This is a genomic window from Prevotella melaninogenica (genome assembly GCF_013267595.1).
In the GTDB taxonomy this organism is placed as follows: Bacteria; Bacteroidota; Bacteroidia; order Bacteroidales; family Bacteroidaceae; genus Prevotella; species Prevotella melaninogenica_D.
This window is the reverse complement of the sequence record NZ_CP054011.1, coordinates 17,660-32,121: the sequence shown is the minus strand read 5'-3', so window position 1 is coordinate 32,121 and position 14,462 is coordinate 17,660. Positions and strand designations below refer to the sequence as shown.

13 protein-coding genes are annotated in these 14,462 nt (G+C 40.3%); 2 read left to right on the top strand and 11 right to left on the bottom strand.

Annotation, left to right across the window (positions count from 1 at the left end; genetic code table 11):
- Positions 1 to 857 precede the first annotated feature (857 nt).
- The 4 genes from FIU21_RS05305 to FIU21_RS05290 form a co-directional block, all read right to left on the bottom strand.
- Entirely contained in the window at positions 858 to 1,760 is a 903-nt protein-coding gene (locus FIU21_RS05305; RefSeq protein WP_004358628.1) for a hypothetical protein, read from the bottom strand.
- Positions 1,757 to 2,806 (bottom strand): NAD-dependent epimerase/dehydratase family protein, encoded by a 1,050-nt coding sequence (locus FIU21_RS05300; protein WP_004358629.1) that lies wholly within the window; start codon positions 2,804 to 2,806, stop codon positions 1,757 to 1,759. Before FIU21_RS05300 ends, FIU21_RS05305 begins: the two co-directional genes overlap by 4 nt.
- 54 nt (positions 2,807 to 2,860) lie before the next feature.
- Positions 2,861 to 3,595, bottom strand: coding sequence for an IspD/TarI family cytidylyltransferase (locus tag FIU21_RS05295; protein WP_004358630.1), 735 nt, complete (start codon positions 3,593 to 3,595; stop codon positions 2,861 to 2,863).
- Positions 3,596 to 3,671: 76 nt separating this feature from the next.
- The gene (locus FIU21_RS05290) at positions 3,672 to 4,502 is read right to left on the bottom strand and encodes a LicD family protein (RefSeq protein WP_004358631.1); all 831 of its coding nucleotides are present in this window, start codon (positions 4,500 to 4,502) and stop codon (positions 3,672 to 3,674) included.
- A gap of 307 nt (positions 4,503 to 4,809) precedes the next feature.
- Here FIU21_RS05290 and FIU21_RS05285 point away from each other — a divergent pair, with 307 nt between their 5' ends.
- The gene (locus FIU21_RS05285; protein WP_036885700.1) at positions 4,810 to 5,325 is read left to right on the top strand and encodes a hypothetical protein; all 516 of its coding nucleotides are present in this window, start codon (positions 4,810 to 4,812) and stop codon (positions 5,323 to 5,325) included.
- 263 nt (positions 5,326 to 5,588) lie between these two features.
- Entirely contained in the window at positions 5,589 to 7,031 is a 1,443-nt protein-coding gene (locus tag FIU21_RS05280) for a lipopolysaccharide biosynthesis protein (protein WP_004358633.1), read from the top strand.
- An 11-nt stretch (positions 7,032 to 7,042) separates the two neighbouring features.
- Here FIU21_RS05280 and FIU21_RS05275 read toward each other — a convergent pair whose 3' ends face one another.
- The 7 genes from FIU21_RS05275 to FIU21_RS05245 all read right to left on the bottom strand — a co-directional run bounded on the left by FIU21_RS05275 (position 7,043) and on the right by FIU21_RS05245 (position 14,461).
- Positions 7,043 to 8,005 (bottom strand): glycosyltransferase, encoded by a 963-nt coding sequence (locus FIU21_RS05275; protein WP_004358634.1) that lies wholly within the window; start codon positions 8,003 to 8,005, stop codon positions 7,043 to 7,045.
- A 7-nt stretch (positions 8,006 to 8,012) separates the two neighbouring features.
- Positions 8,013 to 9,437 carry a DUF6080 domain-containing protein gene (locus tag FIU21_RS05270; RefSeq protein ID WP_394358089.1) on the bottom strand — a complete coding sequence of 475 codons (1,425 nt, stop codon included), beginning with the start codon at positions 9,435 to 9,437 and terminating at the stop codon, positions 8,013 to 8,015.
- A 31-nt stretch (positions 9,438 to 9,468) separates the two neighbouring features.
- Entirely contained in the window at positions 9,469 to 10,818 is a 1,350-nt protein-coding gene (locus FIU21_RS05265; protein WP_004358636.1) for a DUF6080 domain-containing protein, read from the bottom strand.
- 730 nt (positions 10,819 to 11,548) lie between these two features.
- Entirely contained in the window at positions 11,549 to 11,938 is a 390-nt protein-coding gene (locus FIU21_RS05260; RefSeq protein ID WP_172891318.1) for a GtrA family protein, read from the bottom strand.
- A gap of 1 nt (position 11,939) precedes the next feature.
- Positions 11,940 to 12,545 (bottom strand): HAD family hydrolase, encoded by a 606-nt coding sequence (locus FIU21_RS05255; RefSeq protein ID WP_004358638.1) that lies wholly within the window; start codon positions 12,543 to 12,545, stop codon positions 11,940 to 11,942.
- A gap of 3 nt (positions 12,546 to 12,548) precedes the next feature.
- Positions 12,549 to 13,439 carry a decaprenyl-phosphate phosphoribosyltransferase gene (locus FIU21_RS05250; protein ID WP_004358639.1) on the bottom strand — a complete coding sequence of 297 codons (891 nt, stop codon included), beginning with the start codon at positions 13,437 to 13,439 and terminating at the stop codon, positions 12,549 to 12,551.
- A complete protein-coding gene (locus tag FIU21_RS05245) occupies positions 13,436 to 14,461 on the bottom strand; it encodes an acyltransferase family protein (protein ID WP_004358640.1) in 1,026 nt (341 codons plus the stop codon). Before FIU21_RS05245 ends, FIU21_RS05250 begins: the two co-directional genes overlap by 4 nt.
- Position 14,462 lies beyond the last annotated feature (1 nt).

Here is a 14,462-nt window from a genome sequence, read left to right as displayed (position 1 = left end):
TACAACGGATAACCATCTTCCAGTCGTTAAAAAAGACTCTCACGGAGTAGAACTTTGAGTTATTAGGTCGCCTCAGCGAACTTGAATATTTTTGTCCTGACACCTATGTGGAGATATCTTAATTTTAGTATTGCAAAGTTAAAGCAAACTACTTATAAGAAGATTATCAAATTATTGTTATAAATTTCCTTTTTATTCGTTTAAATTTCCTTTCCTTCTTTATAGTTTCTCTTTTGGTCAAAAACATCTAATCAAAGTTAAGCAAACCCATAAAAATTACAAGTATGAATCTTATTCACACTTACATATCATCGTATTCTCCCTTACTCACTCTATATACAAATATCATAATACTTAGAAAAAGTTACTCTCCTCAGAAAGGGAGTCATCATACCTATCTAAATATATTGCTGTCCCGTAAAAATAGACCGAAAGCTCTTTATCCATCGGTGTTGCAGCCGTTTTACTTATCCATGGGCTTGGTTTCCAGTTTTAAACTGTAAGCATTATAAAATGCGCTTATTTTGACAAGGAAGCCCTATAATAACCAAATAAATTAATGAAATCATAAGTTTAAGCCTATTTTATCTAACACAGATAACTCCCAAAAGTTTTATCGGACACCAATAATCTAAATAAGGAAGATAAACACAACTATTAGCCCCAATTTAATTTTAGTTTTAGTTGCTGTCATTTTAACATTTGGATAATTCCTTTTGATTATCAAGATGTTAAACGTACATAAGGAATGACATATATGACAGGAAAATCATCCTCATATCAAATAGAGGTAATGAGGATGTATAACAAACAAGAGGGCTGAGAACGCACCTCTCTAAACAATCCATCACCTTATATTATATCTCATTCTTGAGTTTCTGGAAACGTTTCTGACACCGTTTCTTATAATTGTATTTAAAAATATGCTTTTCTATTTTTCGCATATTATAAGTAAACGAGAAGCAAACCTTATCAAGCCATTTTGTCTGCTCGTCCGTATAGATAGAACGAGGAATCCTTACAAAGTAGAGGTCGGCTATTGTGTCGAATGCCGAGAACTGTCGATGATTTCGCTCAAAAAGCCAAACTTCAGAATAGAAACGATTGGTAGAGATAACCGCTTTATCAAAGTCTGGGAGTGTCCTTATATAAGCCGACTTTGCCCACCAAAAACTACCAGAATACATGGTATAGTTGCGTGGTGGCCATCGATAACAGCTATAGGTATCATATCCTTCATTCAGAACATTCACGGCAACCTTCCACTTATCAAAGATGAAATATTCTAACATCTCTCTCCAAGCCTCTATCTTCTGCTTAAAAGAACAGAAAAGACGGTCGTTAGAGGTTAACGACTGGTAAGAGATACCCTTCGTATGGAAGTAATAGAAAAAACAATCCTCCTTTTCAGACAGTTGCTTAATGAACTCTAAAGCAGGATACTCATACCGCTTAGGGTCGGTGACATTGGATATTATCACGAGCTTATCACTATTGATAATACGCTTCAGACAGTCCACATCCTCTTGATGGGCTGCGATGCAACTCACAAAGAAAGTCGTTGTCGCATCCAGCAGACCGCTCTTACGCAGGTTATCAATCTGCCTTCTCACCAATGGCTCCCATCCAGTGTCTAACATGACATGATAAACACCATAGATAGGCAGCTCATTCTTAGGGTCGCCCTCCCATCTTCGCAAGTCTTTTCGGTCGTAGACATGGAAAAGGCTCTCTCTTATCCGTTGCAGAAAATTACTCATACCTGTTCTTCCTCCATTGAAAGGATGAGACGACGGAACATCTCCTTTAACCCATAATGAGGTTTCCAACCTAACTCCTGAATACGCTGTGTGGCAAGTCTGAGCTTGGTTGTTGGCGAATATCCTAAGCCCTCTTGTGGCTGTATCACCACCTTCACTCTCTGAGGATTAAACGTTGAAGCAACCAACTCAGCCATCTCACGGATAGAGATATAAGTGTCTTCGTTTGCTACATTATATGCTTCACCATCCTTACCATGCAAGAGAATATACAGCATTGCCGTGACGGCATCTATCGTATAGCAATAGCAACGACAGAGTTCGCCTGTCGTATGTAGAATGATATCCTCATTCTTCATAACACTGCGTGCAAATTGCGCAAAGACACGATTGTCATTACCATTCACACCAGCACCGAAAGTCTGTGCCAAACGTGCCACCTTCACGTGGACACCGTACTCGTCTGCGTAATTATGGCACAAAGCTTCGGCAGCTCTCTTTGCTAACGGATAACTGCTACGAGTTGCCATTGGGTCAAGATATCCCTGCATGTCTTCTGTGAGTGGGCGTCGGTCGTCAGTGACAGTACCATAGACTTCTAACGTTGAGGCTAACACCATCGAAATTACTCCATGCTGATGAGCGTAAGACAATAGGTTTTGCATACCGCCATAGACAGTATTCATCGTCTCTACAGGGTATTCAACGAAATCTTTTGAAGCTGTAGGGGCAGCAAAATGGAAGATGTAGTCTATCTTTTTCGTAGGTGCGAATGGTTCAAAACAAGAGAAGTCATAGGAATAATAGCTGATTTCATCACTTATCTGACCAAACATTCTCTCTGCTTTCTGCACATTCCTTACAACAGCCACCACTTGTAAGTTGATACCTTTTTCTGTGCGTAGAGCCAACAGGCAACGTACCATACATGCACCCAACAAGCCAGTTGCCCCCGTTACAGCTATCGTCTTCCCTCCCAATGCTGCTGAGAAAGGAAACGTATCTGCAAAATAGCTTATATCTTCTTTTAGTATTCTTTCCTTCATTCTCACCCTATAAAGTTATAAAAATCCCCATTCCATCGAAATATAACAACATCTTTACAATCCAAATATCTGCTGATCTTCATGCACCTTCACCATCGCACGCAGCACGAAGAAGTCTGTTGCGGTTGTAATCTTAATATTCTCCATTGGCCCGATAATCGTCCCTAACTTATACCCATAGTGGCTCATCATCGTACAAGAATCGATGAAATCGGCTTTTCCTTCCACCAAGGAGCGTCGATGAGCAGTTATTATATCGACCAAACGAAAGCTCTGTGGCGCACGAGCAATGAACGAATCGGCACGAGAAGGAATCTCCAAAGCGTCGTCAGCCTGCTTCACGATAAGTGTTTCTGTTGCTGGGATACAAGTGATACAACTCCCTACTTCTTCAACTTTCTTAATGTTATCTGTTATCGTCTCTTCTGTTATGAGCGGACGAACACCATCGTGAATAAGAACGATTGCCTCTTCATTACTTACACGCTTACTCTGCGCATATTCCTCTGCAGCACACAGTCCCTTGTAGATAGATTCCTGTCCAGACTTTCCACCTGGTATAATCTTCACTACCTTATTAATCTCAAACTTACGGAGCTGCTTCTCAAGGAAAGGTATCCAACCTTCAATACATGCTACAACAATAGCATCTATATCCGAGTGGTTGTCAAACAACTCTAATGTATAGATGATTATCGGCTTTCCGTTTAGGTCAAGAAACTGCTTAGGGCGCGACTTCGTGTGCATACGTAGTCCAGAACCTCCTGCAAAGATCACTGCTATGTTCATAACTATATTTGGCTTATTGTTATTATAAGATGGGGAAATCACTGTCTACTGACACGCACATTACCGTACCGTCTTACTACTTAAAGACGACATCTATCTTGTGTCTATCACGCTTGTCCCTTGGTGGTAAGTCCATGTAGTTCCCATAGGCGATACGACATAACTCATCAGCATCGGCTGGCCCTTCAAAGGTATGCCCTTCAAAGACGATGTCTTTATGTGGTATCATGCAACGACGCGGGTTCTGCTCATAAAACCATGCACCGTAAGAGTGCATATAGAGGTCGGGATTACCAAACAGTTTCCCAACCAATCGGAATACTGGAAAGACTATGACATGTAGGAACTTATAAGCTATTTGTGCCAAGAGAGGATAACGACCAGCTAACTTTGTGTTAACATTGACTGATAGTTTGGCTGCCAAACGCTGCAACCAAGGAATCATGTTACCCTCATAGGGGAAGATGTCTACATGAAGTCCTCTGAATTTCTGCGCCTCATGCATTCTTCGGTCAGCACTCTGCTGATTATCATGACTTCTGTTCTCGCTTTTTAAATCACGTAGACAAGCCCATTCCTTATAGAAACCAGGGTCCGTATCGTTGTCTTGCAAGACGTATTGAGGGTGTGGATGCGCCTTCAAATAGTCACAGAGACGTTTGAAATCCTTGTAGTCTACAACCATGTCAATGTCGTCATCCCAAGGAATAAATCCCCCATGACGCATTGCCCCTAACACATTTCCGCCATCAAGTCGGCAAGGAACACCTATCTTCTTCGCTGTTTCCTGCAGATAGATAGCCATATCGAGAAGTCGCAACTGTGCTTTTCTTAGCACAGAGCCGTCTGGGTTATATTCCTGTCGGAGGCTTTCTTGTGTCTCTCCTGTGTTGAAAGTTTCAATCATTTTCCGTTAATATACTTGTTGCAAAGATAATAAAAGATTATGACTTCGCCTTCTGTCTCTTTAAAAACTTATGTTTTGATTTCATGATTCGAACTAATATACTTATATTTGCGGAGGTAATTAGGTGTCAGCTTTATGGCTATTTGTGTTGGTGTTTGCCCTCCGCACGAGTGGTGTTTACGCTTAGCACCTATGGTGTTTGCCCTCCGCACCATATGTGCGGAGTAATTACACGCCAATTAAAAACAGTAAATGAGGTTATTATTGATAGTATAAAACATAGAAAGAGATTACACATATATAGGAAATGTTGACTGGAAAGCATAAGATTTATTGGATAATCAGAAAACTCTTAGGTTACCTATTGTTGCTTGAGGTAGTTTGGCTGCTAATCAATTGCATATCACCTTGGAGGTTATGGCGTAGTGCAGATATCATAGTTGTCTGCACTTTACCTTGGATATTGCTATTCTTCCTTATCCGCTATATCAAGCGGAGGTGGAAGGAAGATGGTAATGCCGCTATCGGTTGTTTGCATACACTTTTATGGATGAGCATTCCTCTCATCATTATCGCACAACTACTCTTTGGATGGTTATGGAACTTAAGGAATGATTCAACCAAGATAACGTTTGAAGACGATAAGTATCAGGTAACAATTATTAGGGCACTATTCGCAACACAGATGGATAAGATGCAGATTATGGAACACTGTGGTCCATTCTATCATGAAGTCTATTTCAGTGAACTCCATGATGTTGATACGACCAATTTAAAAAGCACAGCAGCTATTGAAGACTTCCTTAAAAAGCAAAAGAGATAAATATAGCCGTAGGAAAGTCTCTTTACCAATCCAAAGAATGTAGAATTTGGCTTTTCCAAAGAAAAGCGTTATATTTGCATGCTAAATGGATTCTGCCAATCAAGGTGGGAAAGAAGAAATAATCTCTTCCCTTTCTACACCTATGAAAAAAGTACTTTCACGAAGGAAACCTTATATAGCAGAAGACAGCTAACCTCTTTTTTAGATAGAACATACTCTGAGGGGGAGATAAGAAACAGCGTATCATAGAGATACAAAAGCTAATGGAAAAAGAAACACTCAAGGAGAAAACAGCCAAAGGACTCTTTTGGGGTGCATTGAACAATGGTACAATGCAACTGCTGAATATTGTCATTGGAATCTTATTGGCACGTCTGCTCACGGCAACCGACTATGGATTGATGGGAATGTTAGCTGTTTTTACAGCGATTGCAGGGGCATTGCAGGAAAGTGGATTTACTACTGCGCTTGCCAATATGGAACGTCCAACGGATAATGATTATAACTCTGTCTTTTGGTTTAGTGCTATAATGGGTTGGATTTCATATATCGTTCTCTTCTTTTCAGCCCCTCTGATTGCTGCTTTCTTTCATCATTCAGAGCTTATCAGTCTATCCCGTTTCGTATTTGTATCACTGCTCTTCTCTTCATTAGGTACAGCTCCATCAGCTTATCTATTTAAAAACATGATGGTCAAAGAGACTGCTCTGCTGCGTATCACCTGCCTTATTGTTTCGGGTGTGGTAGGAATCATCTTAGCATTAAAGGGTTATGCTTATTGGAGTTTGGCTTGGCAGCAGGTGCTTTATATCAGCCTTACAAGTCTGTGGCGCTTCTTTATAATTCCTTGGCGACCCTCTTTTCACATCGACTTTACACCTGTGAAGAAGATGTTTTCCTTTAGTTATAAGATTCTTGTGACGACGATTATCAACACGATTAGTCAGAATATTCTAACCTTTATCTTCGGTCGTTTATACTCAGCAAAGGTGGTGGGTAACTTCTCTCAAGCCTTCAAGTGGGACACAATGGCAAGCACGTTTGTATCAGGAACAGTGTCACAAGTAGCGCAACCAGTATTGGTAGAGGTGAATAATGACCTCAAAAGGCAAGTAAATGTGTTTAGAAAAATGATGCGTTTTACCGCCTTTTTGGTCTTTCCTGCTATGTTCGGATTAGCGATGATATCGCACGAATTTATCATTCTTCTTATATCAGATAAATGGATAGAGAGTATTCCTTTGTTGCGTATTCTTTGTATTATCGGGGCTTTCCTACCTTTTTATACAATGTATCAAAACCTCATTCTCAGTCGAGGTAAGTCTGCTGTTTATATGTGGTGTACGGTCTTATTAATCGTAGCACAGGTAGGACTCATTATCCTATGTTACCAACAAGGAATCGTCTTCATGGTGAGTGTCTATACAGCTATTACTATCCTTTGGTTGGGTGTGTGGCAGTTCTTTGCACATAAAGAGATTGGCATACGCTTCATAGATATCCTTAAAGATATATGTCCTTATCTATTAACATCCGTGGCGGTAATGATTTCAACCTATCTCATTACCTTATGGATACAGAGTCTTCTACTTCTATTGCTGACGAGAGTCGTCTTGGCAGCCCTACTCTATTATATCGTAATGAAGATGGGAGGTTCGCAAACACTAAAGGAGTGTCTCAATTACTTTCATCGTAAGAAAGGGTAATAGCATTAATCTTAGTGGTACATGTACAACTGCATGATAGGATAAAGCATAGCACGAAGTAGCTTAATAGGTCCACCACCTGATGTATGAAAGAGCTTCTTATAGTTCTTCGTTAGTAGATATTGTAAACGTAAGAAAGCAAAGACGCCCTGCTTGGTCTCCATTCGCATTGCTTCGCGGGCTTCGATGAAATCGTGTATATTTGAATATAAGCCCTCCATCAACATAAGCTTACCTTGAAAGATGGGAACAACCTTCTTACGTATCTCTTTATAATGGTTCAGACTCCACGTTAACTCAGTGAGAGCATTCCTCCATGAGGGTAGACTACTACTATAATCATTGTAGGTAGTAGCCTCTGCATGGCGTCGGAAGTTCACTAACACCTTATTGCAATACACGATACTGTCGTAGGATGCGGCAATAATACTCAACACTGCATCGTAAAGAGTGACCTTAAAAACAGGACTCTCGAGGGGTGGTAGGAGATGAATCAATGCTCGCTTACATAATAAGGTGTGGCCCGGTAGACCTAAGAACATCATTCGAAAGATATTCACATTACGTGGTCTATTGTCGAAATAAGCAAAGGAACCATCCGTCGAGAAGGGGCGTGAGTGTCCACTACATAGCAACTTATCTCCTATACAACGCATCTGTGTCTCTATCTTATCCCTCTCCCAGATATCATCTTGGTCGGAAATGGCAACGTAATCACCTGTTGTACGATGCAATACAGAAAGGAAGTTCGCATTAACACCATGTTCGCCTTCATTCTTAAAAGTACGAATAACAGCATGTTTTGACGCATACGCTTGTAGTATCTCCCATGTCTGATCCGTCGATCCATCATCTTGAATGATAATCTCATGGATAGGATAAGACTGAGCGAGCAGTGAGTCTATCTGCTCCCTCACGTATTTCTCACCATTGTAAGTACAGAGGACTATTGATACAGAGGCTTTGTTTTCCATAACTTTACTATAGTGTGAAGATGACGAGCGCACTGTTATAAACAATGAGGAAGAAAGCTATCAAGGCTGTCAGTAGGGTGATAGCATTCCTAATCCCACCTTTCATTGACTTTATCAGGCAACCTATACACAACGGTATGACGTAAGCCCAATGCGCTGTCATTATATATACCTCGTTAATACCAAACCCTAAGCCTATATGAAGTATCATGTCAAGGGCGAAGAATGACAAACACATCCACATCAGCTTACTACGTTTACCAGCCCAGATTCCGCCTAAAAAGAGTAAGACGATAAGACCTTCAACAATATAGTTTACGACCCAGTTATAACTAACGAAGACTGGGCGATTGCGAATAACATCACATAACGTGTACTTCTGGTGCAACTGTATTGACTCACCAAAGAGGTTCTCAACGAGGGTCTCACAGCGAGAAGTAGTCACATCTGTCCAGTTCAAGAACGGTTGTTTACTCACTGGCGTACCAGAATGAGCATATTGTGGTGCGCTATACTTTGCCTTCAGCTGTGCCTTTCGGTGTTTTTTCCATAGTAACGCAAACACTTCTTTCTGCTGTTTACTATCTTTAAGAAGCGTAGTATCGCTGAACTCTTTCCACATCTTAGTCTTCTCATCCTTTACAGCTTTCTTTTCGTGTTCCTTTCGCGTATTGACACTATCGGCAACGAACGTTTTGTACTCCCAAAGACCAAAGCTCCAGATTGCTGCGGAAGGTAAGATGACAACAAAAATGAGGTTCTTAGGATGAAAGAAACGCTTTCCCTTTGAGAAAAAATCAGCTAATAACACCTTTAATCCATTATTAAGTGATACGCCAGCAGTAAGGATAAAGAAGACAATCGTCTGCCATTTTTTCAAGGGTTTATGCTCTGCCATCTGCTTACCTGTCACATAAATCACTAAAAGAATAAGAAATAACGACAAGATGAAATGGTCGGGTGAGATAGCTGCTAATAGTACGTATGCGAAGGAGAAGAGTAAAAAAGCAAGTACAGAAGACTCTCGTTGCGAGAGATGAAGGAGCTCTCTTCCTATTCGTATCATTAAAAGGAACGCATAAAGGGAACTGATGAGAAGGACGATAGCAACCAAGAACTGTACACAGTTAATGCCCAATAAGCTCATTAATCCCTGATTAATAAGATAGACCGGATAGTAGAAAAAAGCCAATAAAGGGTGTCTATGCACATCGTAGGCTGTAGTCCAGTCGGTAACAACGCAATAAGTGAGTGGGTCGAAACCTGACACATGGAACCAATCGAGGATGTTTTTCCGATAATCCTTTGATATTCTTGAGAACACCGAATAGTAAGGAATAATCACTGTGGCGTGCATGATGAGCTGCCACAGGAGGAATAAACAAACCGAAAGGCGCTCGCCTTTTCTTATTTTAATAAACTTCATCCACATAGCTTACGACATTAAGCTTACGACATTAAGCTTACGACATTAAGTAATAGACTGTCTGTCCTGCATTGTAAATCCAAAGGTAGATGGTTAGCATGATTAACGCTACGCGCATCAATTTTAGCCATTTCATCGACAATCGTTTCAGTAAATAACCATAGGAGATGGGAATAATGAATGCCCATCCTGAAGTCATTATATACACTTCAGTGACGGCAAATCCGAGGATGAGATGCAAGGTGAGGTCACAAGCAAACCAAGCTAAAAGCATTTTAAAGAACCGTTGCTTATAGCTAAACACAATACCGACTATAAATAAGAGGACTATAAAAGCCTCGATGATATAATTCACGCTCCAGTTGTACTCCACGAAGATAGGTCGTTCCCACGAAACATCTTTTAATAACGAACGCTGATGAAGCTGAATAGACTCACCAAAGAAGTTCTCTACGATGGTTGGAACACGTGGTGTAGAGACATCCATCAACTTCGTTATCACCCCGTCTCCAACAGGCTGACCGAGGTGTGTTCGCTGCCATTCATCTCTTTGCTTCTTATGTTCGAGTACCTTCTGTGGGTTCTTCTTTAGTGCTTCACTTTCGATATGACGAACAACCGCTTGCTGTGGAACCTCCAAAAGATAATATTGAGACTGTTGAATACCAAGTAATAAGAGCAATGGAAGGACTACTCCGATAGAAATAAACTTACAAGTAAATACCTTCTTCCCATTGGTGAATAAGCCTGCCAACAGGGTCTTCACCCCATTTGAAGTTGCCATTCCTGCCGTGAAGAAGGTTAGAACTAACGATTGCCAAGCTGTTAGTAATTGTCCCTTCTTCATCTTCTTTCCTGTGATGTAAAGTGTCAGAGAGAGGAGCATCAAAGAAATAACAAAGTGGTCGGGCACCATGGTTGGGATAAGTACGTGTCCAAAAGAGAATAACAACAAGGTAAGTAGTCTTGCATCTTTCCGCCTCAACTCCAATACTTCACGGAAAACACGGTACATAAAGAGTACTGCATAGAATGCCGAAAAGACAATGATGACAGCCATGAAATACACAGCAAAGTTGTATCCTACATTTTGTATGAGCCAATCATTGAGCAGATAGAGCGGATAAAGAAAAGTAAGATATAACGGATGACGTGAAGTAACGAAGTGGATACGACCTCCCGAGACCGTTATCCACGACCAGCAATCATAGCCTGACATACGAAAATTCTTGGTAAAGACACTCCAAAATCCACCATGTGCTTCCATGGTGTAGACGTGATAGTGGCTTGCTATCACCATCGCATTGAACGTAACAAAGACTGCTAACATGGTAAAAGCCAGCCAGCGTTCTTCTTTCTTCACCTTGAAAATATCGAATATGTGCATTGAGTAGCTTTGATTATTTGGTACAAAGGTACGAATTAAAGCACATTTAACAAAGGAAATAATGAGAAGAACTCGTTTTGCACGTAGCTATCTACCTACTATTTCGACTTCTTTTCACGATAATAAAAGTTCTTCCCTTAAACACGTAGATTGTTAACAGAATGAGTTTAATCCACATATATGGTATGATTACCTCCCAATTAAATAGTTTTAGAACGGGGGATAAACTACATGATAAACGTCATTAGGTACGAAGTCTATCTGTATTCACAAACAACTTATTCCCTTATTAATTGAAGTTTGTAAATTATTTTCGTGCAATTCAAAATCAATACATGCTCTTTTGGCTTCTAAAAGACGCCTAATTAGCTTGCAATAGGTGCCCTTTAAGACCCTTACTAACGCCCTTTTGAAATCCAATTAAGCACCTTTTTCTTTGTTACTTTATAACCAATTGATTTCCTTATGGTTACAAAACTGCTTCGTATATATGTTTTTGCCGTTATTTATTGGTGTTTTATTTAAAATTATGTAATGATTTTTCAAATACCTATCTGCAGCTTTTCGAAATCTTGAAATAAAAAGATGTTCAATGAAAGAGGATGAAAATAGGATAGATAATAGACTGTCTTAGCTATATGTCTGTTTATTGAGGAACTTCTTTTTGTGAACAAAAACAATTCTTTTCATGAAAACAAGCTGCATCTGAGGCTTAATAAGGAGTAACACCTTACTTCCTATGTAAGAAAAAGCGCACTAAAAGAAAGTTGATTGGAACACAAATAGCGAACATAGGAATCAATGCTATCTGCTTGCTGAGACCTAAAAGAAGGAAGATTTTCAGGCAGACACTTTGCAAAAGGAAGTTGATGATATGCGAAAAGATGAAGCCTACGCCTCGTTTGGTAGTAGACTTTACACGGAAGGTGTAACGTGTGGAAGCGATATAGTTGAATGTGAAGCTAACAAGGTAAGCAATGGTATTTGCAATGAGAGGCTGTAGCCAGCATATTAATAGCAAATATGTGCCGTATTGTATGGCTGCAGCTAATGATCCAACGATGATAAAACGTACGATTTCACCAAGCTTTTTCTTGTTCTTTATTTCATTCTTCAGCATTCTATTTCTTATTTCTGAAAGGTTTGTAAAAGGCTTTGTCTGCAAAATCAAGTAGTTCTTTATCGCCTCTACTATCTCCAAAGGCGATTAATTCGTAGGCTTCACGATGTAGATAAAGTGCTGTGAGGCGATTCACCTTTTCCTGTCCATAGCAGTTTTTAGTGGTAAATTGTCCTGTTAGACGACCTCCCTTTGTTTCTATTTGCGTCCCTATTACCTGTATCTTTCTATCGATTTCATCGAAAAAAGGTTGTACCCAGTTGTCAATGCTTGCGCTGATGATAAGTACAGTAGCTTGTTCTTCTTCGATAGCCTGTCTTACTTTCTCTATTCCTGCAGGACGAAGTAGATGTTTGTTTTGCTCTGCAAAGCGTGTGCAAAGTGCGTTGAAATCGTTAATATTCATCCCTTTGAAGAAGTAGGAGAATATCTTTTGCTTTGTCTTCCAATTAGGGAAAAGATGCAGTTTCATCAGTATGAGGAGGGGTGAAAAGAGTAGAAAACCACGAAACATTTGTCCGCTTCCTTTTGCAAAGCGGATAAATTCAAGGAGAGTGTCCTTAGTAGTCAGTGTGCCATCGAAGTCGAAAGCATATATCTTTCTCATGTCCTATTGGATATTCTTAAGTACGTAGATAATGAAAAGGAAGGCAAGTCCGAAGGCTAAGACGATGAGCTGCATAAAACGGTCGTGTATCATCACCTTCGTTGGGTCACCACTCTTCTTGTCGACAACTGATATTTGGATATAACGTAGTAGCCCCAAAAGTACAAAGACACTGGTCAGATAAAGGTGATCCGTATGGAAATTTGCGATGGTTTCGGGACTTACTGTGTACATAATGTAGCACACGAGGGTGACACTCGCTGTAATCGTAATGGCTTGATTGATAAACGTAAGATTATAACGAATCGTATTCTGGCGAGGTGCATGGCCAGTCTCGTTCATCCTCACAACATCGTCACGGCGTTTTGCAAAGGACAAGAAGAGCATTAACAAGAATGTCATCAGAACAATCCACTTACTCAGATGTATGTCTGTTGCATATCCTCCAGCAAGGATACGAAGTACAAATCCGAAGGCAACAACACACACGTCAATGATTGCATAACGCTTCAAGCGGAGACAATAACCTATATTTAACAGCCAATAGAAGATGATTACACTGGCTGTTTCGACCTGATGTGCATGCAACAAAAAGGTCGAATTCATCGACAGAACAAACATCAATCCCATCAATATATAGCCCTGTGTAATGCTAACAGCCCCCGATGCCATTGGACGATGACATTTCACTGGGTGCTGACGGTCATCATGAACATCGACAATATCGTTCAGACAATAGATTGACGAGGCCGTCAGACTAAATGACAGGACTGTGATTAACCCCGCATAAACCGCTTCCCATTGCAGTAAAGCACCTCCAAAGAAGACTGGAAGGAAGACGATAAGATTCTTAATCCATTGATGTGGACGTATTAACAGTATAAGGTTCTTCATTTTATTCTATTCTCTATGGGCGTTATAATCCATTTAATTACAGTCTGTAAGAGCCATGCAAATATCAGACTGATGACAGTCGTCACAACAAACTTGTGCCAATAAGACCAATCAGTCTGCTCAAGATAATCGAGTACGAAGTGGGAATGTATCAAATAAAGTTCCAAACTCAATGCACCAAAGACTTTTAGCATCTTGTTGACATACTTTGGTGTATGACGAAGGACTTGATTGAAGAGGATAATCGATGTAAACGTAAGGGGGATATAAAGCATACGTTCAAGGAATAAAGGGAACTGTCCGTGCTTCTCTTGTTCAAGAAACAGACAAGAGGAAAGAGCAATAATGAATGTTATCACTATCATCCAAATAGCCGAGCCACCCACGATGTCTTTCCGTTTCACCGCCTCTGCAATGTTAATACCTATAAAGAAGATGGGTGCACGGCTCCAGAATATCTCTAAATGACCTACTGAATCATGCAAAGGGGTAATATATTCCACCACTACACACCACATTATCATGATAACAGGAGTCCAACGATAGATAGGATTCTTGGCGATAAGCATCATATAAAATGGACTCAAAAGATAGAAAACCATAATAGCTGGGATATACCAGAACGTTAGCTCATTGTGCATCCAGAAGTCCCAGTTAATCGTTATATCCCCGATGAGATCTATGATATTCATACTGTGCCCGCTATGTCCTGTGAGATTGACGTTAAGGAAATCGGGTATATAGTAGAGACAGGCCATGAAGAGCCAAGTAGGATAGACACGTAAGAAACGTCGAAGATAAAACTTTCGCAGTGAAGGGTGCTTTGTCCAAGAGAACCACAAGCCCATACCGCTCAAGAAGAGAAAGAAGTCTACACCGATATTACCCATTCTCTTCAAGCCAAAGAAGGCATCTTCACGTGGCAATCCCACATGAAAAAGAATAACGAAGATGATGGCCAACCCCATCAACTCTCCTCGGTAACGGCTTATATCAGCTAAGTCAATGCTTCTTATCTTCATT

Bases quoted from the DNA above. Each gene is read 5' to 3' on its own strand.
- FIU21_RS05305 (WP_004358628.1), bottom strand. From the start codon at position 1,760: ATGAGTAATTTTCTGCAACGGATAAGAGAGAGCCTTTTCCATGTCTAC.
- FIU21_RS05300 (WP_004358629.1), bottom strand. From the start codon at position 2,806: ATGAAGGAAAGAATACTAAAAGAAGATATAAGCTATTTTGCAGATACG.
- FIU21_RS05295 (WP_004358630.1), bottom strand. From the start codon at position 3,595: ATGAACATAGCAGTGATCTTTGCAGGAGGTTCTGGACTACGTATGCAC.
- FIU21_RS05290 (WP_004358631.1), bottom strand. From the start codon at position 4,502: ATGATTGAAACTTTCAACACAGGAGAGACACAAGAAAGCCTCCGACAG.
- FIU21_RS05285 (WP_036885700.1), top strand. From the start codon at position 4,810: ATGTTGACTGGAAAGCATAAGATTTATTGGATAATCAGAAAACTCTTA.
- FIU21_RS05280 (WP_004358633.1), top strand. From the start codon at position 5,589: ATGGAAAAAGAAACACTCAAGGAGAAAACAGCCAAAGGACTCTTTTGG.
- FIU21_RS05275 (WP_004358634.1), bottom strand. From the start codon at position 8,005: ATGGAAAACAAAGCCTCTGTATCAATAGTCCTCTGTACTTACAATGGT.
- FIU21_RS05270 (WP_394358089.1), bottom strand. From the start codon at position 9,437: ATGTGGATGAAGTTTATTAAAATAAGAAAAGGCGAGCGCCTTTCGGTT.
- FIU21_RS05265 (WP_004358636.1), bottom strand. From the start codon at position 10,818: ATGCACATATTCGATATTTTCAAGGTGAAGAAAGAAGAACGCTGGCTG.
- FIU21_RS05260 (WP_172891318.1), bottom strand. From the start codon at position 11,938: ATGCTGAAGAATGAAATAAAGAACAAGAAAAAGCTTGGTGAAATCGTA.
- FIU21_RS05255 (WP_004358638.1), bottom strand. From the start codon at position 12,545: ATGAGAAAGATATATGCTTTCGACTTCGATGGCACACTGACTACTAAG.
- FIU21_RS05250 (WP_004358639.1), bottom strand. From the start codon at position 13,439: ATGAAGAACCTTATACTGTTAATACGTCCACATCAATGGATTAAGAAT.
- FIU21_RS05245 (WP_004358640.1), bottom strand. From the start codon at position 14,461: ATGAAGATAAGAAGCATTGACTTAGCTGATATAAGCCGTTACCGAGGA.